The following is a 22151-nucleotide window of genomic DNA, read 5'->3' on the forward strand; positions in this document are numbered from 1 at the left end:
CCAACGACCCCGGGGGGCTGGGGGCTGAGGAATCCGGTGCCGAAAGAACCGGGCCAACGCAGTATCTTCTTATCGCAAGCCACAACGGCGTGGGCTTGGCCGAAATTGGGCGCTTTCATGATTTCGCTGACATCGCCGTGAGGCCGACGGGTGACGCGCTTAACCCGTTGGCGAGGCCTGTGTTTCGCGTGGTGTCGCCTGCGGCAGATGCGACGTCATGCGGCGAAGGACTTGCGGAGTGTCGCGGCTGGGCCGATCATGTCGCGTGGATGACAGGAGGCGCAGCATGGACCTGATCTCGGGGGACACCGAGCCTGGCGAGAACCGCGGGGCGGAGCGCATGGCCGCGCCCGTCCCGTCGCAAGGCCGCGTGACCTTCAATCGCCTGGAGCTCAGCCGCATTCTCAATCTCTACGGGCGCATGGTCGCGGCCGGCGAGTGGCGGGACTATGCAATCGATTTTCTGAAAGACCATGCGGTGTTCTCGATCTTCCGCCGCGCGTCGGAAGTTCCGCTCTATCGGATCGTCAAGGATCCCAAGCTGGCGCGCCGGCAGGGCGCCTACAGCGTGGTCGCCCAGGGCGGCCAGATCCTGCGCCGGGGTCATGAACTCGACCGTGTGCTGCTGGTGATCGACCGCAAGCTGTCGGTGGTCTGAGCCGGCGTCGCGGCGGCCTACGGCGTCGTGCTGGCGCCGGGGCCGAGCTCGCGTTGCATCATCACGGTGTCGAGCCAGCGGCCGAACTTGAAACCGACATTGCGGTGGGTGCCGACCAGCTCGAAGCCGGCGCGCGTGTGAACGCCGATCGAGGCGGCGTTGGCCGAATCGCCGATCACCGCGATCATCTGGCGGTAGCCGCGCTCGGCGGAGGCGTCGATCAGGGCCGTGAGCAGCCTGAGGCCGATGCCGCGCCGCTGCGCCCGCGGCGGCAGGTACACCGAATTCTCGACCGTGAAGCGATAGGCCGGGCGCGGCCGGTACGGGCCGGCATAGGCGTAGCCCAGCAAGTCGTCGTCGCCGATGGCGACGAGATAGGGAAAGCCGGCGCCGGTCAGGTTGCCGTGGCGGGCCGTCATTTCCGCGAGTGTCGGCGCGGTCAGCTCGAACGTCGCGGTGCCGGTGCGGACCGCGTCCTCGTAGATCGCGGTGATCGCGGGCAGGTCGGCCTCCACGGCCGGGCGGATCAGGATATCGGACATGGGCCGACTGTGAATCGTGATCGCCGAAAAGAAAAGCCCCGGCCGAGAGGCCGGGGCTGGTGATCTCCGAATGGCTCGGGAACGAGCCGGATCAGTCGCGCTGTCCGAGCAGCTGCAGCAGCAGCGTGAACAGGTTGATGAAGTTCAGGTACAGCGACAGCGCTCCGGTGATCGCCGCCCGCTCCGCCACGTCGCCACCGGCGCTGGCGTAGCCGTAGATGTACTCGTTCTTCAGGCGCTGGGTATCCCAGGCGGTGAGGCCCGCGAACACCAGCACGCCGATCACCGAGACGATGAACTGCAGCGCCGACGAGGCGACGAACAGGTTCACCAGGCTGGCGATGATGATGCCGAACAGGCCCATCATCAGGAACGAGCCCATGCCCGACATGTCACGCTTGGTGGTGTAGCCGTACAGGCTCAGCGCACCGAACGAGGCGGCGGTGATGAAGAACACGCGCACGATCGAGGTGTGGGTGTACACCAGGAAGATCGACGACAGCGACAGGCCCATCAGCGCCGAGAACGCCCAGAACAGCATCTGCGCGGTGGCCGGCTTCAGCCTCTGGATGCCGAAGGAGATGACGAACACCATCACCAGCGGCGCAAGGATGAACAGCCACTTCAGCGGGCTGACGAACATCGCGACACCGAACGACGTCAGCATCGCGTTGCCGACTCGGCCGGCGGCGGCGCCGGCGTCCGTGGTCACGGCCGCCATGTACACGCCGAGCGCGGCGAAGCCGGTGATGGCCAGGCCGATCGTCATGTAGTTGTAGATCTTCAGCATGTATGCGCGCAGGCCGGCGTCGACGGCCACGGCATCTGCCCGCCCGGCGGCCCGGCCGAACGGCGAAGCATAGTTACGGTCCAAGTCCGACATGGTCGAAACCTCGTTGTTGTCCGGCACTCACTGGGTCAGTGCAGCCGGGGCGAAATCTATCCCAGATGCCGCGCTCCGAGGACTTAATTTTGCGTTAGCAAAGCGGTCGTCGGCGCAGCATCCGGCCCATTGGATATGTGGGAAAATAACACAGCGGGTGCAACCTTTAATGCGCGGCTGAATGTCGCGAAGCGACGAAAACCACGCTCTGGTGCCGCCGGCGGCTGCTTCAAATTGTCGTCCGCAGAGCGGACCGGGGCGATCGGTATGATGGTCGCCATCCTCTGCAGCGATGCGGGTGGCGACGTCACGCGAGACGCGGCCTCTATGCGATGCGATCGTGTTGCGACCTCCGGTCGCATCTTTTGTTTCCATTTGTTGCTGCTGCAACTGAAATCCGGCCGCGTGGCATGTGCCACGACGGCTCAGAGGTTGCGCAGCACCTGCGCTGGCTTCTGGTTGAGGGCGGCCAGTGTTCCCAGCAGCCCGAGGCCGACCGTGACCACGAGCGCCGCGATCACCACCAGGGCGGCGCTGCCAGCCTGCCAGGTGAAGCTCAGGGTCATCAGGCGGGTGACGATCAGCCACGCGGCAATCGAGCCGGCGATCACCCCGAACACTGCGGTGGCGAGGCCGATCATCAGGTACTCGAGGGCATAGGCCCCGATCAGGCGGGTGCGGGTCGCGCCCAGCGTCTTGAGGATCACGGCGTCATAGACGCGGTGACGGTGGCCGGCGGCGAGCGCGCCGCCGAGCACCAGCACCGCGGCGACGAGGGTGAGGGCGCTGGCGCCGCGAATCGCCAGGACGAGGTTCTCGACGACGTCGCCGACGGTGCGAAGCGCGTCGCGCACCCGCACGCTGGTGACCATCGGGTACTTCGCCGCCACCGCCTTGATGATCGCGGCGTCGCCCGCGGCGCTGGGATGCGGTTCCGACAGGGTGGCGAGATGGGTGTGGGGCGCGCCGGCGAAGGTCTTCGGCGTGAACACCAGCACGAAGTTGATGCCAAGACTCTGCCAGTCGACGTCGCGCAGGTTGCTGATGGTCGCGGTGATGTCGCGTCCCAGCACGTTGACCGTCACGGTGTCGCCGAGCTTGAGGCCAAGGCCGTCGGCGATCTTCTTTTCCATCGAGACCAGCGGAGGGCCACTGTAGTCCGGCGACCACCACGTGCCCTCCACCACCTTGGAGCCTTTCGGCACCTCGTTGGTGTAGGTCAGGCCGCGATCGCTCTGCAGCACCCATTCGGCCTGGGTCGTGGGCTTGAGGCTTTCCGCCTTGACGCCATTGGCGGCGGTGATGCGGCCGCGCAGCATCGGTACCCGCTCGACATGGGCGCCGGGCGCGAGCGTCTGCAGGAAGTCGCCGAAGCGGCCGGCTTCCGGCGCGGGGATGTCGATGAAGAAGAACGACGGGGCATGCTCCGGCAGCGCCGCGAGGAACTGGCGGCGCAGGTTGCCGTCGATCTGGGCGATGGTCACCAGCACGGTGAGCCCGAGGCCGAGCGACAGCACCACCGAGGGCGTCAGCGCGCCGATACGATGGATGTTGCCGAGCGCGAGGCGCAGCATGGTCGATTGCGGGCGCGGCAGGCGGCGCGCGATCAGCATGACAAGGCCGGCGACGAGGCGCAGCAGCGCGAACACCACCACGGACGCGGCGACGAACACCGCGGCGACGCGCTTGTCGTAGGCGAGGCCGATGGCGATGGCGACCAGCAGCGCGATGACGACGGCCATCAGCACGAGATAGCGCCGGCGCGGCCAGCGCCAGTCGCTGGCGCCGGCGTCGCGGAACAGGCGGGCGACCGGCACATCGTGCACCGTACCGAGAGGCCACAGGCCGAAGGCGAGAGCGGTGAGCAGGCCATAGAGCAGCGACAGCGCCAGTTCGCCGCCGTGCAGCGACGGCTCGATCGGCAGCGGCAGCAGATGGCCGAACACCTTCGCGATGATGAACGGCAATGCGGCGCCGACGGCAAGGCCGATCAGCGAGCCGACCGCGGCGAGCACCACCACCTGCATCAGGTAGATCGTGAACACATCGCGGCCGGGCGCGCCCAGCGACTTCAGCGTCGCGATCGCGTCGCGCCGGCGGTCGATATGGCTCTTCACGGCATTGGCGACGCCGACGCCGCCGACCAGCAGTGCCGCGAGGCCGACCAGGGTGAGGAACTGGGTGAAGCGGCTGATCGAGCGTTCGAGCTGCGGTGAGGCGTTGGCGCGCGAGCGGATGTCCCAGCCCGCCTCCGGCAGCGCGGCGCGGGCATCGGTGATCAGCGCCTCGGCGGCGCGGTCGTCGCTGCCGGTGTCGGCGAGCTTCACGCGGTAGGTCCAGCGCACGAGGCTGCCGGGCTGCAGCAGGCCGGTGGCGCGCAGGCCGTCGATGCTGATGAGGAAGCGCGGTCCGAAGCCGACGCCGCCGGCGAGCTTGTCGGGCTCGGCGTCGATCGCGGTGGTGATGGCGAAAGTCGCGCCCGCGATGCTGACGCGGTCGCCGACCTTGAGGTCGAGCCGCGCCAGCAGCGTCGGATCGGCGGCGGCGCCGTAGACGCCGTCGTGCGGCGCCAGCGCATCGGCGACGGGCATGTCCGGCGCCAGGGTCGGGCGGCCGAGCATCGGATAGTTGCCGTCGACCGCCTTGAGCTCGACGAGGGCGAACTCGCCACTCGCCGCGCGCACCATGCCGCGCAGCGTCGCCGCCGCCGACACGCGACCGTGGGCATCGAGGAAGGCGCGCTCCTGCGGCGAGGCTTCGCGCTGGATCAGCGAGAACGCAACGTCGCCGCCGAGCAGCGTGCGGCCCTCGCGCGACAGGCCGTCGGCGAGGCTGGCCGCCACCGAGCCGACGCCGGCGATCGCCATGACGCCGAGCGCGATGCAGGCGACGAAGACATAGAAGCCGCTGAGGCCGCCGCGCAGCTCGCGCAGCGCATAGCGCAGCGCCAGCGGGCCGATCCAGCGGCGGGTGGGCGTGGCGGTTGCGGCGCGGTCGAGGGCAAGGGTCATGATGCGGGCGCCGTCGCGGGAGCGTGGCGGGCGGGCGTGTCTTCCGCGTGGCCCGAGCGCAGCCGCACCACACGGTCGCAGCGGCGCGCGAGACTGGAATCGTGGGTCACCAGCACCAGCGTCATGCCGCGCTCGCGGTGCTTGGCGAACAGCATGTCGACGATCTGCGTGCCGGTGGTCTCGTCGAGGTTGCCGGTCGGCTCGTCGGCGACCAGGATCGCCGGATCGGGCGCCAGCGCGCGTGCCAGCGCGACACGCTGCTGCTCGCCGCCGGACAGTTGCATCGGATAGTGATGCAGCCGCTCGCCGAGGCCGACGGCGGTGAGTTCGCGCGCGGCGCGCTCGGTGGCGTCGCTGCGGCCGGCGAGTTCGAGCGGCACCGCGACGTTCTCGAGCGCGGTCATGGTCGGGATCAGGTGGAACGACTGGAACACGATGCCGATGTGGCGGCCGCGGAAGCGCGCCAGGTCGTCCTCGTCGAGGCCATTGAAAGACACGCCGTTGACCACCACTTCGCCATCATCGGGCCGCTCCAATCCGGCCATGACCATGAGCAGGGTGGACTTGCCGGAGCCCGATGCGCCGATCAGGCCGACGGCTTCGCCAGCGCGAACGCGCAGGCTGACGCCCTTGAGGATGTGCACCCGCGCCGCGCCTTCGCCGAGCGAGAGGTTGACGTTGGTGATGACGATGGTGTCGGGAAACGGCGACGAGGAGGCGATGAGACTGTCCATGAGTCCGTCATATGGGCGTTTTCGCGGTGGGGTCGAGGGCCCGCGGCGAAGGTTTCTCGCAGCCGTGATGACAGCGGCATTGGGAGCTTTGATGGCGATGGCGGGGCCGGTTCGCGCTGAGACCGCGGCGGCAGGGGCGGCGCCGCCGATCAGGCTTGCCGTGCTCGGCGATTCCCTGACCGCCGGCTACGGCCTGCCGGCCTCCGCGGCGTTTCCCGCCCGGTTGCAAAAAGCTTTGCAAGACAAGGGGATAAATGTCGACGTGCTGAACGCTGGGGTGTCCGGCGATACCTCGTCGGGTGGGCGCGACCGGCTCGACTGGTCGATCCCCGAGGGCACCCAGGCGGTCATGGTCGAACTCGGCGCCAACGATGCCCTGCGCGGCATCGATCCGGCCGTGACCCGCGCGGCGCTCGACGAGATCATCACGCGGCTCAAGGCGCGCGGCATCGCCGTGATGCTGTGCGGCATGTACGCGCCGCGCAATTTCGGCCCGGATTATGTCGCCCGGTTCGATCCGATCTATCCCGAACTCGCCAAACAGCATGACGTGCCGCTCTATCCGTTCTTCCTCGATGGCGTCGCCGGCAACGCCAAACTGACGCAGCCGGACGGCATGCATCCGACCGCAGAAGGCGTCGATGTCATCGTCGAAAGAGTCCTGCCCTCGGTGCAGGCGTTCCTTGGCAAGGTCGTCGCGCCGAAGAGCTGACGCGCGGCCGGCGCGGCGCCATATCGGGAACCGGAAAAGGCCTTCGATATGCGATGCGCGCGTGCCTTCGCCATGCGCGCAATGGCGTCGAAATGAGCGCGAACCGCTGGTCCGAGAGGCAGCACAACCGGCGCGGAAGGCCCGCACGAACAGTGCTCTTCGCACTGTCATCCGGCTGCGCTACTAATTGGTTGTCAGTGATTCGCTGTCGGCCTCCGCATCGAGGACTTCTGAGATGCCGCGTCTTTTTGCCGGACTGGAAATCCCCCCTGACATTGGCAGATCGCTCTCGGATCTGCGTGGCGGTCTCCCTGGTGCCCGCTGGATCGATCCCGAAAACTATCACGTCACCTTGCGCTTCATCGGCGATATCGATGGCCTCGCCGCCAACGAGATCGCCTCGACGCTGTTTCGCGTCAACCGCAAGCCCTTCGACGTGACGTTGCAGGGCTTGTCGAGCTTCGGCGGCAAGAAACCGCGCGCGGTCGTCGCGTCGGTCGTGCCATGCCGGCCGCTCATGGAGCTGCAGGCCGAACTCGAGCGGCTGATGCAGCGGGTCGGTCTCGACCCGGAGGGGCGCAAGTTCACGCCGCATGTCACGCTGGCGCGGCTGCGCGATGCCTCCAACCAGGATGTCGCCGACTACCTCTCGATCCGGGGCTACTTCCCGAGCCGGGTGTTCACCGCCTCGCGCTTCGTGCTGTTCTCGTCGCGCGCGTCGGTCGGCGGCGGCCCGTATGTGGTCGAGGATTCCTATGCGCTGAGCGCATAGAACGGGCGACGGCACCTGCACACCTTCGTTCAGGCAGGGTATCTGCCTGATCCTGAATGGATTTTTTGATTTCGCTGGCGCCGGTCGGTCCAGCCGCGGCGCAGTCGTCGGCGGCAGCCTCTTGCATTTTCCTCAATTGTTTGGCGGTAAGAGACCGCTTCCTCCGGCTGCGACGCGCGTGCTCTCGGGTTTGGGCATGATCATTCGGAGGCTCTCGCCTCGTTTCGGACCCTGCCCGTCTGCCCCTAGCCCCTGCAACCATGGCCCCTGCTGCTTCACTTTCCTTTCGCGACCAGTATCAGGCGCGGATCGCCGCGGGCGAGATCGAGCCGGACCCGGCGCAAGCCCGGGCGGTCGAGGCTTATGCCGCGCTCGACGCCCGTCTCGATGGCTACAAGCCCGGCCACAAGAACGGCTTCCTCGGCCGGCTGTTCGGCGACAAGAAGAACGGCGAGGCGCCGCAGGGTCTCTACGTCCACGGCGAGGTCGGCCGCGGCAAGACCATGCTCATGGATCTGTTTTTCCATGCCAGTCCGGTGGCGCACAAACGCCGCGCGCACTTCCACGAGTTCATGGCCGACGTGCATGAGCGCATCTATGGCTTTCGCCAGAAGATCGCGAGCGGCCAGCTCGCCGACGCCGACCCGGTGCGCCTCACCGCGCAGACGATCTTCGACGAGGCGTGGCTTTTGTGCTTCGACGAATTCCATGTCACCGACATCGCCGATGCGATGATCCTCGGCCGGCTGTTCGAGCGCCTGTTCGCGCTCGGCACCGTGGTGGTGGCGACATCGAACGTCGCGCCGGAAGACCTCTACAAGGGCGGCCTCAACCGCGCGCTGTTCCTGCCGTTCATCGCCCAGATCCAGCAGCACATGTCGGTGCTGCGGCTCGATGCGCGCACCGACTTTCGTCTCGAAAAACTCGCCGGCGCGAAGATGTGGCTGGTGCCGGCCGATGCCGCCGCCGACGCCGCGCTCGACGCCGCGTTTCTCAAACTCACCGGCGGCGCCAGGGGCGCGCCAAGGGACATCATGATCAAGGGGCGCGTGCTGCACGTGCCGCGCGCCGCGCACGGCGTCGCCCGCTTCTCGTTCGCGCAGCTGTGCGAGCAGCCGCTCGCCGCGTCCGACTACCTGCGGCTCGCGCACGACTATCACACCCTGGTGCTGGATCACGTGCCGGTGATGGACTTCGCGCAGCGCAACGCAGCCAAGCGTTTCATCACCCTGATCGACACGCTCTATGACAACGCCGTGAAACTGGTCGCGTCGGCCGACGCCGATCCGGTGTCGCTCTATCTCGCCGACGAAGGCGTCGAGGCCAACGAATTCAAGCGGACGTCATCGCGGCTGATCGAAATGGGCTCGGAATCCTATCTGGCGCTGGCGCACGGCCGGCCGGATTCGACCGCCAGCGGCGCCAGCACCGGCCTGGTCGAAACCTGATATGCCAGCGGCGCCGGGCCGGCTTCCGATGTCCAATTTGCGGGCACGCCGAGCCCGAGCCGGATTATTGGGCCCCCGCCGACTTGAACGGGTGCGGCGAAAGGGCTAACAGCCTTTCAGGATTTTCCTTCCTCCTCCTCCCACTGGGTTCAAAGGACAGACTCCCATGGCACGCAACAAGATTGCTTTGATCGGCTCCGGTCAGATCGGTGGAACGCTTGCTCACCTCGTCGGCCTCAAGGAGCTGGGCGATGTGGTGCTGTTCGACATCGCGGAGGGCGTGCCGCAGGGCAAGGCGCTCGACATTGCGCAGTCCTCGCCGGTCGACGGCTTCGACTCCGCGTTGACCGGTGCCAACTCCTATGAAGCGATCGCCGGCGCCGACGTCGTGATCGTGACCGCCGGCGTGCCGCGCAAGCCCGGCATGAGCCGCGATGACCTCCTCAGCATCAACCTCAAGGTGATGGAGCAGGTCGGCGCCGGCATCAAGAAGTATGCCCCCGAGGCGTTCGTGATCTGCATCACCAACCCGCTCGACGCCATGGTGTGGGCGCTGCAGAAGGCTTCGGGCCTGCCGTCGAAGAAGGTCGTCGGCATGGCCGGCGTGCTCGACTCGGCGCGCTTCCGTTACTTCCTCGCCGACGAGTTCAACGTCTCCGTCGAGGACGTCACCGCCTTCGTGCTCGGCGGCCATGGCGATACCATGGTGCCGCTGGCGCGCTACTCCACCGTCGCCGGCATCCCGCTGCCGGACCTCGTCAAGATGGGCTGGACCTCGCAGGCCCGCCTCGACGAAATCATCGACCGCACCCGCAACGGTGGCGCCGAGATCGTCAACCTGCTGAAGACCGGCTCGGCGTTCTACGCCCCGGCGTCGTCGGCGATCGCGATGGCCGAGAGCTACCTGCGCGACAAGAAGCGCGTGCTGCCCTGCGCCGCCCATCTCAACGGTGAGTACGGCGTCAAGGACATGTACGTCGGCGTGCCGGTCGTGATCGGCTCCAAGGGTGTCGAGCGCGTCGTCGAGATCGAGCTCTCCGGCAAGGACCGCGAAGCGTTCGACAAGTCGGTCGGCGCCGTGCAGGGCCTCGTCGATGCCTGCAAGAAGATCGCCCCGGACCTGCTCGGCAAGTAAGCCGAGCCGGTTCTTCTCCTCCATGCGATGTGATGTCTTCAGGGGCAATCGATGAATATTCATGAGTATCAGGCCAAAGCGCTGCTGAAGGAATTCGGCGTGCCGGTGTCGCGCGGCGTGCCGATCTTCAAGGCGTCCGAGGCGGAAGCTGCCGCCAAGGAGCTCGGCGGTCCGCTCTGGGTGGTGAAGAGCCAGATCCACGCTGGCGGCCGCGGCAAGGGCAAGTTCAAGGAAGCGAGCGCCGGCGACAAGGGCGGCGTTCGTCTCGCCAAGTCGGTCGACGAGGTCAAGGCGTTCGCGCAGCAGATGCTGGGCAATACGCTGGTTACGATCCAGACCGGCCCGCACGGCAAGCAGGTCAACCGCCTCTACATCGAGGAAGGCTCCGACATCGAGAAGGAGCTGTATCTCTCGGCGGTGGTCGATCGCGAGACCTCGCGCGTCGCGTTCGTGGTCTCGACCGAAGGCGGCATGGACATCGAGGAGGTCGCGCACAAGACCCCCGAGAAGATCATCACCTTCTCCGTCGATCCGGCCACCGGCGTGATGCCGCATCACGGCCGCACCGCGGCGCAGGCGCTGGCGCTGAAGGGCGAACTCGCCAAGCAGGCCGAGCAGCTGATCGCGCAGCTCTACACCGCGTTCGTCGCCAAGGACATGGCGATGCTCGAGATCAACCCGCTGATCATCACCAAGCAGGGTCAGCTGCGCTGCCTCGACGCCAAGGTGTCGTTCGACTCCAACGCGCTCTACCGTCACGCCGACGTCGTCGCGCTGCGTGACACCACCGAAGAAGACGCCAAGGAAATCGAGGCGTCGAAGTACGACCTCGCCTACATCGCGCTCGAAGGCACCATCGGTTGCATGGTCAACGGCGCGGGCCTGGCGATGGCCACCCTCGACATCATCAAGCTGTATGGCGAGAGCCCGGCCAACTTCCTCGACGTCGGCGGCGGCGCCTCGGAGGAGAAGGTCACCGCGGCGTTCAAGATCATCACGGCCGATCCCAACGTGAAGGGCATCCTGGTCAACATCTTCGGCGGCATCATGAAGTGCGACGTCATCGCGCGCGGCGTGCTGACCGCGGTGAAGTCGGTCGGCCTCACCGTGCCGCTGGTGGTGCGCCTCGAGGGCACCAACGTCGAGGAAGGCAAGAAGATCATCCGCGAGTCCGGCCTCAACGTGCTGCCGGCGGACGACCTCGACGATGCCGCGCAGAAGATCGTGAACGCCGTGAAGGGAAACTGAGCCGATGTCCGTCCTGATCGACAAGAACACCAAGGTCATCACCCAGGGCTTCACCGGCAAGAACGGCACCTTCCACTCCGAAGGCGCGCTGGCTTACGGCACCAAGCTGGTCGGCGGCACCTCGCCGGGCAAGGGTGGCTCCGTCCATCTCGGCCTGCCGGTGTTCGACACCGTGGCCGAGGCCCGCGAAAAGACCGGCGCCGATGCCAGCGTGATCTACGTCCCGCCGCCGGGCGCGGCGGACGCGATCTGCGAGGCGATCGAAGCCGAGGTTCCGCTGATCGTCTGCATCACGGAAGGTATCCCGGTGCTTGACATGGTGCGCGTCAAGCGTTCGCTGTCGGGCTCCAAGTCGCGCCTGATCGGGCCGAACTGCCCGGGCGTCGTCACTGCCGGCGAGTGCAAGATCGGCATCATGCCGGCCAACATCTTCAAGCCCGGCAGCGTCGGCATCGTGTCGCGCTCCGGTACGCTGACCTATGAAGCGGTGTTCCAGACCTCCCGGGAAGGCCTCGGCCAGACCACGGCGGTCGGCATCGGCGGCGACCCGGTCAAGGGCACCGAGTTCATCGACGTGCTGGAGATGTTCCTGGCCGACCCGAAGACCACGTCGATTGTCATGATCGGCGAGATCGGCGGCGCGGCCGAGGAAGACGCGGCCCAGTTCCTCAAGGACGAGGCCAAGCGCGGCCGCAAGAAGCCGATGGTCGGCTTCATCGCCGGCCGTACCGCCCCTCCCGGCCGCCGCATGGGCCACGCCGGCGCGATCGTCTCCGGCGGCAAGGGCGACGCGGAATCCAAGATCGCGGCCATGGAAGCGGCCGGGATCGTGGTGTCGCCGTCGCCGGCCCGCCTCGGCCACACCCTGGCGGAGCTGCTGCGCAAGTAACTCTGCCCGCGCGCAACGCAAGTTGCGCCCTGCGGCAAAAGGCGCGCCATCGAGACATGAGGCCCCGGCAACCGTCCGGGGCCTTTTTGTTGGGCATGTCATCAAGCCGGCAGGCGCCGGGCGGCTTGAAAATCTGCATTTCGTCAGAGGGTTGAGGTCAGGTGGTGGCGAAATAAAGCTATGAATTTTAGCTCATTTCTTTGTTCTTTTAAGCGCGTACATTCGCCCCAAATAGGGTAAAGGATGCCGATCAGCCTGCGCGGTCCGCCGGGCTTATCCGACTGTTTTTCCGCGCGATACAATAAAATCAGGACGCATCATGTCTCGCCAGGACGCGAATGCCGCTTTCGCTCTTACCTCCTTCCTCTACGGCGGTAACGCCGCCTACATCGACGAAATCTACGGCCGCTATGAGAAGGACCCCGCGTCCGTCGATGTCGAGTGGCAAGAGTTCTTCAAGAGCCTGAAGGATCAGCCGGCGGACGTCGCCAAGAATGCCCAGGGGCCTTCCTGGGAGAAGTCCAACTGGCCTGTGACCCCGGCTGACGACCTGACTTCGGCGCTCGACGGCAACTGGGTCCAGACCGAGAAGTCGATCGGCGGCAAGCTGCAGGCGAAGGCGCAGGCCAAGGGTGGCGAGCTCAGCGCCGCCGACGTGCAGCAGGCGACGCGCGATTCGATTCGCGCCCTGATGCTGATCCGTGCCTACCGCATGCGCGGCCACTTCTACGCCAATCTCGATCCGCTCGGCATCGAAGCTCCGAAGGACCATGAGGAGCTCGATCCGCGCTCCTACGGCTTCACCGACGCCGACTACGACCGCAAGATCTTCCTCGACCACGTCCTCGGCCTCGAGTTCGGCACGCTGCGCGAGATCGTCGCGCTGTGCGAGCGCACCTACTGCCAGACGCTCGGCGTCGAGTTCATGCACATCTCCAATCCGCAGCAGAAGGCCTGGATCCAGGAGCGGATCGAGGGGCCGGACAAGGAGATCAGCTTCACCCGCGAGGGCCGTCGCGCCATCCTGATGAAGCTCATCGAGGCCGAAGGCTTCGAGAAGTTCTGCGACCTCAAGTTCACCGGCACCAAGCGCTTCGGCCTCGACGGTGGCGAATCGCTGATTCCGGCGCTCGAACAGATCATCAAGCGTGGCGGCAATCTCGGCGTGAAGGAGATCGTGGTCGGCATGCCGCATCGCGGCCGCCTCAACGTGCTGACCCAGGTCATGGGCAAGCCGCACCGCGCCCTGTTTCATGAATTCAAGGGTGGCTCGGCCAATCCGGACGAGGTCGAAGGCTCCGGCGACGTCAAGTATCACCTCGGTGCGTCGTCCGACCGCGAGTTCGACAATAACAAGGTTCACCTGTCGCTGACCGCCAACCCGTCGCATCTCGAGATCGTCGATCCCGTCGTGCTCGGCAAGGTCCGCGCCAAGCAGGACCAGCAGGGCGATCCGCCGGATCAGCGCACCTCGGTGCTGCCGCTCCTGATGCACGGCGACGCCGCGTTCGCCGGCCAGGGCGTGGTCGCCGAGTGCTTCGGCCTGTCGGATCTCAAGGGCTATCGCACCGGCGGCTCGCTGCACTTCATCGTCAACAACCAGATCGGCTTCACCACCTATCCGCGCTACTCGCGGTCCTCGCCGTATCCGTCGGATGTGGCGAAGATGATCGACGCGCCGATCTTCCATGTGAACGGCGACGATCCGGAAGCGGTGGTGTTCGCCGCCAAGGTCGCGATCGAATTCCGGCAGAAGTTCCACAAGCCGGTCGTCATCGACATGTTCTGCTACCGCCGGCACGGCCACAACGAAGGCGACGAGCCGGCGTTCACCCAGCCGGTGATGTACAAGAAGATCGGCGCCCATCCGACGACACTTGAGATCTACGCCAAGCGCCTCGTTGCCGACGGCGTCATGACCGAGGGCGAGGTCGAGAAGGCGCGGGCGGACTGGCGCGCGCGTCTCGATGCCGAACTCGAGGCCGGCTCCAGCTACAAGCCGAACAAGGCCGACTGGCTGGATGGCAAGTGGGCGGGTTTCAAGGTTGCCGATCTCGACGAGGATCCACGCCGTGGCGTGACCGGCGTCGACGCCGATGAACTCAGGGACATCGGCCGCAAGATCACCAAGGTGCCCGACGGCTTCCGTGTTCACCGCACCGTGCAGCGCTTCCTCGAGAACCGCGCCAAGGCGATCGACAGCGGCCAGGGCATCGACTGGGCGACCGCCGAAGCGCTGGCGTTCTGCACCTTGATGGAAGAAGGCCACCACGTCCGTCTGTCCGGTCAGGACAGCGAGCGCGGCACCTTCTCGCAGCGCCACTCGGTGCTGTTCGATCAGGAAGACGAGAGCCGCTACACGCCGTTCAACCATCTGTCCGAGAAGCAGGGCCACTACGAGGTCATCAACTCGCTGCTGTCGGAAGAGGCGGTGCTCGGCTTCGAGTACGGCTACTCGCTGGCCGAGCCCAACGCGCTGACCATGTGGGAAGCGCAGTTCGGCGACTTCGCCAACGGCGCGCAGGTGGTGTTCGACCAGTTCATCTCGTCGGGCGAACGCAAGTGGCTGCGCATGTCGGGCCTCGTCTGCCTGCTGCCGCACGGCTACGAGGGCCAGGGTCCGGAGCACTCCTCCGCCCGTCTCGAGCGCTTCCTGCAGATGTGCGCCGAAGACAACATGCAGGTCGCCAACTGCACCACGCCGGCGAACTACTTCCACATCCTGCGCCGCCAGCTGAAGCGCGAGATCCGCAAGCCGCTGATCCTGATGACGCCGAAGTCGCTGCTGCGCCACAAGCGCGCGGTGTCGACGCTCGCCGAGCTGTCGGCCGGCACCTCGTTCCACCGCGTGCTGCGTGACGACGCCGAGAAGGGCGGCGGCGAGACCAAGCTGGTCGGCGACGATCAGATCCGTCGTGTCATCCTGTGCACCGGCAAGGTCTACTACGACCTTTACGAGGAGCGCGAGAAGCGCGGCGTCAACGACGTCTACCTGCTGCGCGTCGAGCAGCTCTATCCGGTGCCGGTCAAGACGCTGGTGCAGGAGCTCGGCCGCTTCAAGAAGGCGGAGGTCGTGTGGTGCCAGGAAGAGCCGCGCAACATGGGCGGCTGGCATTTCATCGAATCCTATCTCGAGTGGGTGCTCAACCAGATCAACGCGCCGAACCGTCGGCCGCGTTACGTCGGCCGTGCGGCATCCGCCGCCACCGCCAGCGGTCTGATGTCGAAGCATCTGGCACAGCTCAAGGCGTTCCTCGACGACGCGCTGAGCTGAGACGAAGAGGGTTTTGTGACGGCCCGTGCGGCGTGACCTCGTCCCGTCGCGCGGGCCGCTTCACAGCATTGCAACGTTGATCCTTGAAATTCGGAGCCCTGCTCGCCGGGGTTTCGCCCGCCTTCAGATTTGAGACGCCGGCCCCGGTCCTCCCGGACGCCGCGCAAAAGGGAAAGCACCATGACTGAAATCCGTGTTCCGACGCTCGGCGAATCCGTCACCGAGGCGACCATTGGCCGTTGGTTCAAGAAGCCGGGCGACGCGGTCGCCGTCGACGAGCCGTTGGTGGAACTGGAAACCGACAAGGTGACCATCGAGGTGCCGGCGCCGGCTGCCGGTACGCTCGGCGAGATCGTGGCCAAGGACGGCGAGACCGTCGCCGTCGGCGCGCTGCTCGGCCAGATCACAGACGGCGCCGCTGGCGCGAAGCCGGCCGCTGCCGCGCCGGCCAAGGCCGCGCCGGCACCGGCTGCCGCCGCTCCGGCGCCTGCCCCGGCCGCGCCGAAGGCGCCGCCGGCCGATGCGCCGCTGGCGCCCTCCGTGCGCAAGCTTTCCGCCGAGAGTGGCGTCGATGCCTCGACGGTCCCGGGTTCGGGCAAAGATGGCCGCGTCACCAAGGGCGACATGCTCGCCGCGATCGAGCGCGCTGCTTCCGCGCCGACCCCGGTCAGCCAGCCGGCCGCCGCCGTCCAGGTGCGTGCGTCGTCGCCGGCCGACGACGCCGCGCGTGAAGAGCGCGTCAAGATGACCCGTCTGCGCCAGACCATCGCGCGCCGGCTCAAGGACGTGCAGAACACGGCTGCGATGCTGACGACCTTCAACGAGGTCGACATGAGCGAGCTCATGAAGCTGCGCTCGCAGTACAAGGATTTGTTCGAGAAGAAGCACGGCACCAAGCTCGGCTTCATGGGCTTCTTCACCCGGGCCGTGGTGCAGGCCCTCAAGGACGTGCCCGCGGTCAACGCCGAGATCGACGGCACCGACCTGATCTACAAGAACTACTATCACATCGGCGTCGCCGTCGGCACCGACAAGGGCCTCGTGGTGCCGGTGGTGCGCGACTGCGATCACAAGTCGCTCGCCGAAATCGAGAAGTCGATCTCCGAGTTCGGCCGCCGCGCGCGCGATGGCCAGCTCAAGATCGAGGAGATGCAGGGCGGCACGTTCACGATCTCGAACGGCGGCGTCTACGGCTCGCTGATGTCGACGCCGATCCTCAACGCGCCGCAGTCGGGCATCCTCGGCATGCACAAGATCCAGGACCGTCCGGTCGTGGTCGGCGGCAAGATCGAGATCCGCCCGATGATGTATCTGGCGCTGTCCTACGATCACCGCGTCATCGACGGCAAGGAAGCCGTGACCTTCCTCGTCCGCATCAAGGAGAGCCTGGAGGATCCGGCGCGGCTCGTGCTGGATCTGTGATCCGATGCTGCTGGCGCCGGAATTCCTGACCCTGTTCGGCGTGTTCGCGCTTGCCGCGATCGCGCCGGGCGCGGACTTCGCCTGCGTGCTGCGCGAAAGCGTCAGCTACGGACGGCGGGCAGGGATCCTTTCGGCGCTGGGTGTCGGCTCGGCGATCATGGTCCACGTCGCCTATACCGTGGCGGGCGTGGGCCTGATCATTGCCCAGTCGATCGTGCTGTTCACTATCGTCAAGTGGTGCGGCGCGGCCTACCTCGTCACCATCGGGATGCGGTCGCTGACGGCGCGCCGCCGCCCGGCCAGCGGTGCAGCGTTGCAGGCGGTTTGCGCGTGCGGGCCACGGCATGGAGCGACGTCCTATGGCGTCGGCTTTCTCACCAACCTCCTCAATCCCAAGGCGACGCTGTTCTTCGTGTCGCTGTTCGCTACCATTGTGTCCCATCAGACGCCGATGCCGGTCCAGTTCGCCTATGGCGCGGCGCTCGCCGTGTTTCTGGCGCTGTGGTTCAGTTTCGTCGCGGTCTTCCTCACGACGCGCGGCATGCGCGCCGCGTTCGAGCGGATGGGGCACTGGATCGATCGCGTCACGGGGCTGGTGCTGATCGCGCTCGGGGTGCGCGTCGCCCTGCAGCGCGCGAGCTAGGAGCGGGACGGATGGATCGTGTCGCCGTCATCACCGGGGGCAGCCGCGGCATCGGCCGCGCCACGGCGCTGGCCGCTGCGGCGCGTGGCTGGCGGGTCTGTATCGGCTATGCCGGCAACGAAGCCGCGGCGCACGCGGTGGTCGCCGAGATCGAGGGCGGCAACGGCGCCGCGATGGCGGTGCGCTGCGATGTCGCCAGCGAGACGGATATTCTCGCGCTGTTCGCGGCCGCCGATGGCTTCGGTCCGCTCGGGGCGCTGGTCAATAACGCCGGCGTCGTCGATGCGACGGCGCGCCTCGAGGACATGAGTGCAGCGCGCCTGCAGCGCATGATGACCATCAATGTCGTCGGCAGCCTGCTGTGCGCGCGCGAAGCGGTGCGGCGGATGTCGACGCGGCATGGCGGGCAGGGCGGCGTCATCGTCAACCTGTCGTCGGCCGCGGCACGGCTCGGCTCCGCCAACACCTATGTCGACTATGCGGCGTCGAAGGGCGCCATCGACACCTTCACCCGTGGCCTCGCCGACGAGGTCGCGGCCGAAGGCATCCGCGTCACGGGCGTGCGCCCGGGACTGATCGATACCGAAATCCATGGCAGCGGCGGCGATCCTGACCGCGCCCATCGGCTCAGCGTCAACGTGCCGATGCGGCGGGTCGGCACCGCAGACGAGATTGCCAACGCCATCGTCTGGCTGATGTCCGACGAGGCGTCCTATGTCACCGGTTCAATTCTCGACGTGTCAGGCGGGCGCTAGCCGTCCGCGACGTCATTACTTGCTACAGGAGAACTCATGGCGAGCTACGACCTCATTGTCATCGGCACCGGCCCCGGTGGATATGTCTGCGCGATCCGGGCGGCGCAGCTCGGTCTGAAGGTGGCCGTCGTCGAAAAGAACGCGACGCTCGGCGGCACCTGTCTCAATGTCGGCTGCATGCCGTCCAAGGCGCTGCTGCACGCCTCCGAACTGCTCGAGGAGGCCGAGCATTCCTTCGCCAAGATGGGCATCGGCGTCAGCAAGCCGAAGCTCGACCTGCCGGCGATGATGAAGTTCAAGCAGGAAGGCATCGACGGCAACGTTAAGGGTGTCGACTTCCTGATGAAGAAAAACAAGATCGATGTGCTGCGCGGCACCGGCCGCATTCTCGGCGCCGGCAAGGTCGAGGTCCGGGCTGCCGACGGCAAGAGCGAGACCCACGACACCAGGAACATCGTCATCGCCACTGGCTCGGCGGTCACCCAGCTCAAGGGCATCGAGATCGACGAGAAGCGCATCGTGTCGTCGACCGGCGCGCTGTCGCTCGACAAGGTGCCGGAGAAGCTTTTGGTGATCGGCGCCGGCGTCATCGGCCTCGAGCTCGGCTCGGTGTGGCGCCGGCTTGGCGCGCAGGTGACGGTGGTCGAATTCCTCGATCGCATCCTGCCCGGCATGGACGGTGAAATCGCCAAGCAGTTCCAGCGGATTCTCGAGAAGCAGGGCGTTGCCTTCAAGCTCGGCGCCAAGGTCACCGGAGTCGATGCGTCCGGCAAGACGCTGAAGGCGCAGGTCGAGGCCGCCGCCGGAGGCAACCCCGAGACCATCGAAGCCGATGTGGTGCTCGTCGCCGTCGGCCGCGTGCCCTACACCGAGGGCCTCGGCCTGAAGGAAGCGGGCATCGCGCTCGACAACCGCGGCCGGGTGCAGACCGATGCGCATCTTTCGACCAATGTGCCGGGCATCTACGCCATCGGTGACGTCATCGCCGGGCCGATGCTGGCGCACAAGGCCGAGGACGAGGGCGTGGCCGTTGCCGAAATCATCGCCGGTCAGTCCGGCCATGTGAATTACGACGTCATTCCGGGCGTGGTCTACACCACGCCGGAAGTCGCTTCGGTCGGCAAGACCGAGGAAGAGCTGAAGCAGGCCGGCGTCGCCTACAACGTCGGCAAGTTCCCGTTTACGGCCAATGGCCGCTCCAAGGTCAACCAGACCACCGATGGCCTGGTGAAGGTCCTGGCCGACGCCAAGACCGACCGTGTGCTCGGCGTGCACATCGTTGGCCGCGAGGCCGGCGAGATGATCCACGAGGCGGCGGTGCTGATGGAGTTCGGCGGTGCAGCGGAGGATCTTGCCCGCACCTGCCACGCCCATCCGACCCGCTCGGAAGCGATCAAGGAAGCCGCGCTCGGTGTTGCCAAGCGCAGCATCCATATGTAGCGGCTAAACGTCACGGCCCGCGCCGCGGGACGATTTGCCTCGTTTGCGCCGCAGTGTCGCAGTGAGGTCAGCTCGTCCGGGCGCGGTTCGTCCGTGTCGCGATGCTCTGCATCGCGGCAAGCAGGCGCGCCGGGCCGGACGTGCCGGGGATTGTGTCATGCGACGCCTGTTGAAGCCGCTGTGGTTTTTGCTTGCCCTGCTGTTCCTGATCGAAGCGTGGCTGTGGGATTATCTGGTCCCGCTGATCCGCTGGATCGTGGATTCGATTCCATGGCGCACCCTCAAGGCGCGCCTGGCTGCCGCGATCGACCACCTGTCGCCGCCGGCGACGCTGGTCGTGTTTCTGATTCCTGCGGCGATCTATTTCGGGCTCGAATTGATCGCACTGTGGCCGCTGGCCTATGGCCGCTGGTTGCTGGCGCTGATCGTGCTCGGCGTCGCCAAGGTGATCGGCGCAGCCATCACCGCCTTCGCGTTCGACGTGACGCGCGACAAGCTGCTGCAGATGGGTTGGTTTAAGCGCGGCTATGACATGGTCATCGGCTGGCGCGACGCCGCCCATCGCCTGGCGGATCCGCATCTGCAGGATATCCGCAGCTGGTGGCGGGAGCTCCGGCCGGCGGCGCGGTCGCGCTTCGCCCGCTTCGTGCAGCGGTTGCGCCGCCGCGCCCAGGCGGCCGTTTCCAAGTAAGTCCGGCCAGCGAGCGGTGAGCTTTCGGCTGAGCGCTATTCCGTCATTCTGAGGTGCGCGCACTTGCGCGCCTCGTAGGATGGATGTGGGCGCTGAGTTGCCGCTCGGGCCATCGCCCTTCGAGGGTCCCGCTGCGCGGGACCGCCTCAGGGTGACGGATCACTGATGCGGCCCGGCTTCGCGTGAAGCCGGGTCCACGGCAGACGCTGTCAGAGCAGGTGCACCGCATGCGGCGCGAATGCGCCGATCAGGGTGAAGACAATGCCGCCGAGGGCGAGCAGGCCGGAGATCCACGCCAGCGCGATCATGCCGGTGATGATGGTGGCCGATGCCAGCACGATGGCGATCTGGAAGGCGGCCGAGGCGACTTCGAAGTGGTGATACTTGGCCAGCGAGGTGTCGCGCTCGTGCTCGGCGTGCTTGGCCCGCTCGGCGAGCTGTTCGGAGCCCTCGTTGGTCTCAGGCTCGGAGCGATAGCGCGCCGCGGTCTTCTGCCAGTCGTCGATCTGCTTGAGCGCGGCGGCCTTCTGCGTCTCGTCGGTCAGCGTCGGCGCCGTGACCTTGAGGCCTTCGGCGGCGGTCTGGACCGCCGTGCGGCGGATGGTCTTGGCCTGGAAGAACGACCAGAGATTCGCCGCCTCGACGTTCTTGCTGATCGATTCGGTCTGGGCGCCCTTGCCGAGCGTTTCCGACAGCGCCAGGCACAGCGCAATCACCGCGATCAGCAGTGCAATCTTCTTGTTCTCGCCGGAGGCATGCTCGGCATGCTCCGCGTGCTCCATGCTCTCATGTGCACTCATCGAAATCCCCTCCTGCCAAAGGCTTGTCCCGCGTCCTCACGTTTGACCGAACGCAAAGGCCTTCGCAAGAGGCAAAGTCATGGCGGTGGGATGGCCTGCACGCCGGAGATCGCGGCCGCCGTTCATCGACCTGTCACGCGCGCGGATGCGCGGTCTTGTAGACGTCCATCAGCCGCTCGGCATCGATGCCGGTATAGACCTGGGTGGTCGACAGCGAGGCGTGTCCCAGCAGCTCCTGGATGGCCCTGAGGTCGCCGCCGCGGCTCAGAAGATGGGTGGCGAAGGAGTGGCGCAGCGCATGGGGCGTGGCGCTGTCCGGCAGGCCGAGCGCGCCGCGCAGGCTGGCCATGGCGAGCTGGATGATGCGCGGGCTGAGCGGGCCGCCCTTGGCGCCGACGAACAGCGGTCCTGCCGGCGACAGCGTGTAAGGACAGACGGCGACATAGTCGGCAATCATGGTCAGCACGTTCTGCAGCACCGGCACCATGCGGGTCTTGTTGCCCTTGCCGGTCACCACCAGTACATCGCCGGCGCCGGGCGCAGGCACGTCGCGCCGCTTCAGTCCCAGCGCTTCGGAGATGCGCAGGCCCGAGCCGTACAACAGGCCCAGCACCGCGGCGTCGCGTGCCAGGATCCAGGGTTCGCGGTCTTCGCCTGCGCGCAGGTCGACGTCGACGATGCGGCGCGCGGTCGACATCTGCAGGGGCTTTGGCAGGCTCTTGCTGACCTTCGGCGCACGGATCGCCGACAGCGCGCCAACCTTGCCCTTGCCTTCACGCTCCAGAAAGCGCGCGAACGAGCGCAGGCCAGCCAGCGCCCGCATCAGCGAGCGCCCGGCGATATCGTCGGCGCGGCGCGCCGCCATGAAGGCGCGCACATCTGTCGCCTCGAGGCGGGCGAAACGTTTCAGGGTGAGCACGTCGCCCCAGTGACCGGTGAGGAACACCAGGAACTGGCGGAGATCGCGCGCATAGGCTTCCAGCGTCTTGGGCGACAGCCGTCGCTCGGCGCGCAGATGCGCCATCCAGCGCATCATCTCGTCGAGGAGGTCCGGCGCCGCGCAGGTCAGAAGCGGAGCCTCAGTGGAGGCCGTG

19 protein-coding genes are annotated in these 22151 nt (G+C 66.8%); 13 read left to right on the forward strand and 6 right to left on the reverse strand.

The genetic code is table 11. From position 1 onward, the window contains the following. Positions 1–286: 286 nt before the first annotated feature. Entirely contained in the window at positions 287–658 is a 372-nt protein-coding gene (locus tag JQ639_RS23040) for a DUF2794 domain-containing protein (protein ID WP_211967849.1), read from the forward strand. Between the two features lie 17 nt (positions 659–675). Here the strand turns inward: JQ639_RS23040 and JQ639_RS23045 are convergent, their stop codons facing one another. From JQ639_RS23045 to JQ639_RS23060, 4 genes are all read right to left on the reverse strand, one after another. After that, a complete protein-coding gene (locus tag JQ639_RS23045; RefSeq protein ID WP_211967847.1) occupies positions 676–1200 on the reverse strand; it encodes a GNAT family N-acetyltransferase in 525 nt (174 codons plus the stop codon). A gap of 91 nt (positions 1201–1291) precedes the next feature. Then, positions 1292–2083 (reverse strand): Bax inhibitor-1/YccA family protein, encoded by a 792-nt coding sequence (locus JQ639_RS23050; RefSeq protein ID WP_211967845.1) that lies wholly within the window; start codon positions 2081–2083, stop codon positions 1292–1294. Positions 2084–2508: 425 nt separating this feature from the next. Beyond that, positions 2509–5094 carry an ABC transporter permease gene (locus tag JQ639_RS23055; protein WP_211967843.1) on the reverse strand — a complete coding sequence of 862 codons (2586 nt, stop codon included), beginning with the start codon at positions 5092–5094 and terminating at the stop codon, positions 2509–2511. Next, positions 5091–5828: an ABC transporter ATP-binding protein gene (locus tag JQ639_RS23060; protein ID WP_211967840.1), complete on the reverse strand. Its 738-nt coding sequence runs from the start codon at positions 5826–5828 to the stop codon at positions 5091–5093. Before JQ639_RS23060 ends, JQ639_RS23055 begins: the two co-directional genes overlap by 4 nt. Between JQ639_RS23060 and JQ639_RS23065 the strand changes: the two genes are divergently transcribed. The 12 genes from JQ639_RS23065 to JQ639_RS23120 all read left to right on the forward strand — a co-directional run bounded on the left by JQ639_RS23065 (position 5827) and on the right by JQ639_RS23120 (position 20257). Then, positions 5827–6540 (forward strand): arylesterase, encoded by a 714-nt coding sequence (locus JQ639_RS23065; protein ID WP_371745147.1) that lies wholly within the window; start codon positions 5827–5829, stop codon positions 6538–6540. The genes JQ639_RS23060 and JQ639_RS23065 overlap by 2 nt on opposite strands. 235 nt (positions 6541–6775) lie before the next feature. After that, the gene (gene thpR, locus JQ639_RS23070; RefSeq protein WP_211967836.1) at positions 6776–7312 is read left to right on the forward strand and encodes an RNA 2',3'-cyclic phosphodiesterase; all 537 of its coding nucleotides are present in this window, start codon (positions 6776–6778) and stop codon (positions 7310–7312) included. Positions 7313–7572: 260 nt separating this feature from the next. Then, positions 7573–8760, forward strand: a complete 1188-nt coding sequence (gene zapE / locus JQ639_RS23075; RefSeq protein ID WP_211967835.1) for a cell division protein ZapE — start codon at positions 7573–7575, stop codon at positions 8758–8760. Positions 8761–8926: 166 nt separating this feature from the next. Continuing rightward, complete coding sequence (gene mdh / locus JQ639_RS23080; protein WP_211967834.1) at positions 8927–9895, forward strand: malate dehydrogenase; 969 nt, start codon at positions 8927–8929, stop codon at positions 9893–9895. A 51-nt stretch (positions 9896–9946) separates the two neighbouring features. After that, a complete protein-coding gene (gene sucC / locus JQ639_RS23085; protein ID WP_211967833.1) occupies positions 9947–11143 on the forward strand; it encodes an ADP-forming succinate--CoA ligase subunit beta in 1197 nt (398 codons plus the stop codon). 4 nt (positions 11144–11147) lie between these two features. Continuing rightward, complete coding sequence (sucD, locus tag JQ639_RS23090) at positions 11148–12032, forward strand: succinate--CoA ligase subunit alpha (RefSeq protein WP_211967831.1); 885 nt, start codon at positions 11148–11150, stop codon at positions 12030–12032. Between the two features lie 319 nt (positions 12033–12351). Then, the gene (locus JQ639_RS23095) at positions 12352–15306 is read left to right on the forward strand and encodes a 2-oxoglutarate dehydrogenase E1 component (RefSeq protein WP_211967830.1); all 2955 of its coding nucleotides are present in this window, start codon (positions 12352–12354) and stop codon (positions 15304–15306) included. Positions 15307–15486: 180 nt separating this feature from the next. Next, positions 15487–16728 (forward strand): 2-oxoglutarate dehydrogenase complex dihydrolipoyllysine-residue succinyltransferase, encoded by a 1242-nt coding sequence (gene odhB, locus JQ639_RS23100; protein ID WP_211967829.1) that lies wholly within the window; start codon positions 15487–15489, stop codon positions 16726–16728. Between the two features lie 4 nt (positions 16729–16732). Beyond that, a complete protein-coding gene (locus tag JQ639_RS23105; protein ID WP_211967828.1) occupies positions 16733–17371 on the forward strand; it encodes a LysE family transporter in 639 nt (212 codons plus the stop codon). Between the two features lie 11 nt (positions 17372–17382). Further along, positions 17383–18126 (forward strand): SDR family oxidoreductase, encoded by a 744-nt coding sequence (locus JQ639_RS23110; RefSeq protein WP_211967827.1) that lies wholly within the window; start codon positions 17383–17385, stop codon positions 18124–18126. A 36-nt stretch (positions 18127–18162) separates the two neighbouring features. Further along, entirely contained in the window at positions 18163–19566 is a 1404-nt protein-coding gene (lpdA, locus tag JQ639_RS23115) for a dihydrolipoyl dehydrogenase (RefSeq protein ID WP_211967826.1), read from the forward strand. Positions 19567–19723: 157 nt separating this feature from the next. Continuing rightward, positions 19724–20257: a hypothetical protein gene (locus tag JQ639_RS23120; protein WP_211967824.1), complete on the forward strand. Its 534-nt coding sequence runs from the start codon at positions 19724–19726 to the stop codon at positions 20255–20257. Positions 20258–20466: 209 nt separating this feature from the next. Here the strand turns inward: JQ639_RS23120 and JQ639_RS23125 are convergent, their stop codons facing one another. Both JQ639_RS23125 and JQ639_RS23130 read right to left on the reverse strand, forming a co-directional pair. Then, the gene (locus JQ639_RS23125; RefSeq protein WP_211967822.1) at positions 20467–21057 is read right to left on the reverse strand and encodes a DUF4337 domain-containing protein; all 591 of its coding nucleotides are present in this window, start codon (positions 21055–21057) and stop codon (positions 20467–20469) included. 133 nt (positions 21058–21190) lie between these two features. Further along, positions 21191–22126, reverse strand: a complete 936-nt coding sequence (locus JQ639_RS23130; protein ID WP_249123352.1) for a tyrosine recombinase XerC — start codon at positions 22124–22126, stop codon at positions 21191–21193. Between the last annotated feature and the right edge of the window lie 25 nt (positions 22127–22151).

This window comes from Bradyrhizobium sp. U87765 SZCCT0048, assembly GCF_018131225.1.
Lineage (GTDB): Bacteria > Pseudomonadota > Alphaproteobacteria > Rhizobiales > Xanthobacteraceae > Bradyrhizobium_A.

What these genes read in the sequence shown, in the direction of transcription:
- JQ639_RS23045 (WP_211967847.1), bottom strand. Translation starts at nt 1,200, where the DNA reads ATGTCCGATATCCTGATCCGCCCGGCCGTGGAGGCCGACCTGCCCGCG.
- JQ639_RS23065 (WP_371745147.1), top strand. Translation starts at nt 5,827, where the DNA reads ATGAGTCCGTCATATGGGCGTTTTCGCGGTGGGGTCGAGGGCCCGCGG.
- JQ639_RS23095 (WP_211967830.1), top strand. Translation starts at nt 12,352, where the DNA reads ATGTCTCGCCAGGACGCGAATGCCGCTTTCGCTCTTACCTCCTTCCTC.
- thpR (WP_211967836.1), top strand. Translation starts at nt 6,776, where the DNA reads ATGCCGCGTCTTTTTGCCGGACTGGAAATCCCCCCTGACATTGGCAGA.
- JQ639_RS23040 (WP_211967849.1), top strand. Translation starts at nt 287, where the DNA reads ATGGACCTGATCTCGGGGGACACCGAGCCTGGCGAGAACCGCGGGGCG.
- mdh (WP_211967834.1), top strand. Translation starts at nt 8,927, where the DNA reads ATGGCACGCAACAAGATTGCTTTGATCGGCTCCGGTCAGATCGGTGGA.
- JQ639_RS23105 (WP_211967828.1), top strand. Translation starts at nt 16,733, where the DNA reads ATGCTGCTGGCGCCGGAATTCCTGACCCTGTTCGGCGTGTTCGCGCTT.
- JQ639_RS23110 (WP_211967827.1), top strand. Translation starts at nt 17,383, where the DNA reads ATGGATCGTGTCGCCGTCATCACCGGGGGCAGCCGCGGCATCGGCCGC.
- odhB (WP_211967829.1), top strand. Translation starts at nt 15,487, where the DNA reads ATGACTGAAATCCGTGTTCCGACGCTCGGCGAATCCGTCACCGAGGCG.
- sucD (WP_211967831.1), top strand. Translation starts at nt 11,148, where the DNA reads ATGTCCGTCCTGATCGACAAGAACACCAAGGTCATCACCCAGGGCTTC.
- JQ639_RS23050 (WP_211967845.1), bottom strand. Translation starts at nt 2,083, where the DNA reads ATGTCGGACTTGGACCGTAACTATGCTTCGCCGTTCGGCCGGGCCGCC.
- JQ639_RS23060 (WP_211967840.1), bottom strand. Translation starts at nt 5,828, where the DNA reads ATGGACAGTCTCATCGCCTCCTCGTCGCCGTTTCCCGACACCATCGTC.
- JQ639_RS23120 (WP_211967824.1), top strand. Translation starts at nt 19,724, where the DNA reads ATGCGACGCCTGTTGAAGCCGCTGTGGTTTTTGCTTGCCCTGCTGTTC.
- JQ639_RS23125 (WP_211967822.1), bottom strand. Translation starts at nt 21,057, where the DNA reads ATGAGTGCACATGAGAGCATGGAGCACGCGGAGCATGCCGAGCATGCC.
- JQ639_RS23055 (WP_211967843.1), bottom strand. Translation starts at nt 5,094, where the DNA reads ATGACCCTTGCCCTCGACCGCGCCGCAACCGCCACGCCCACCCGCCGC.
- zapE (WP_211967835.1), top strand. Translation starts at nt 7,573, where the DNA reads ATGGCCCCTGCTGCTTCACTTTCCTTTCGCGACCAGTATCAGGCGCGG.
- sucC (WP_211967833.1), top strand. Translation starts at nt 9,947, where the DNA reads ATGAATATTCATGAGTATCAGGCCAAAGCGCTGCTGAAGGAATTCGGC.
- lpdA (WP_211967826.1), top strand. Translation starts at nt 18,163, where the DNA reads ATGGCGAGCTACGACCTCATTGTCATCGGCACCGGCCCCGGTGGATAT.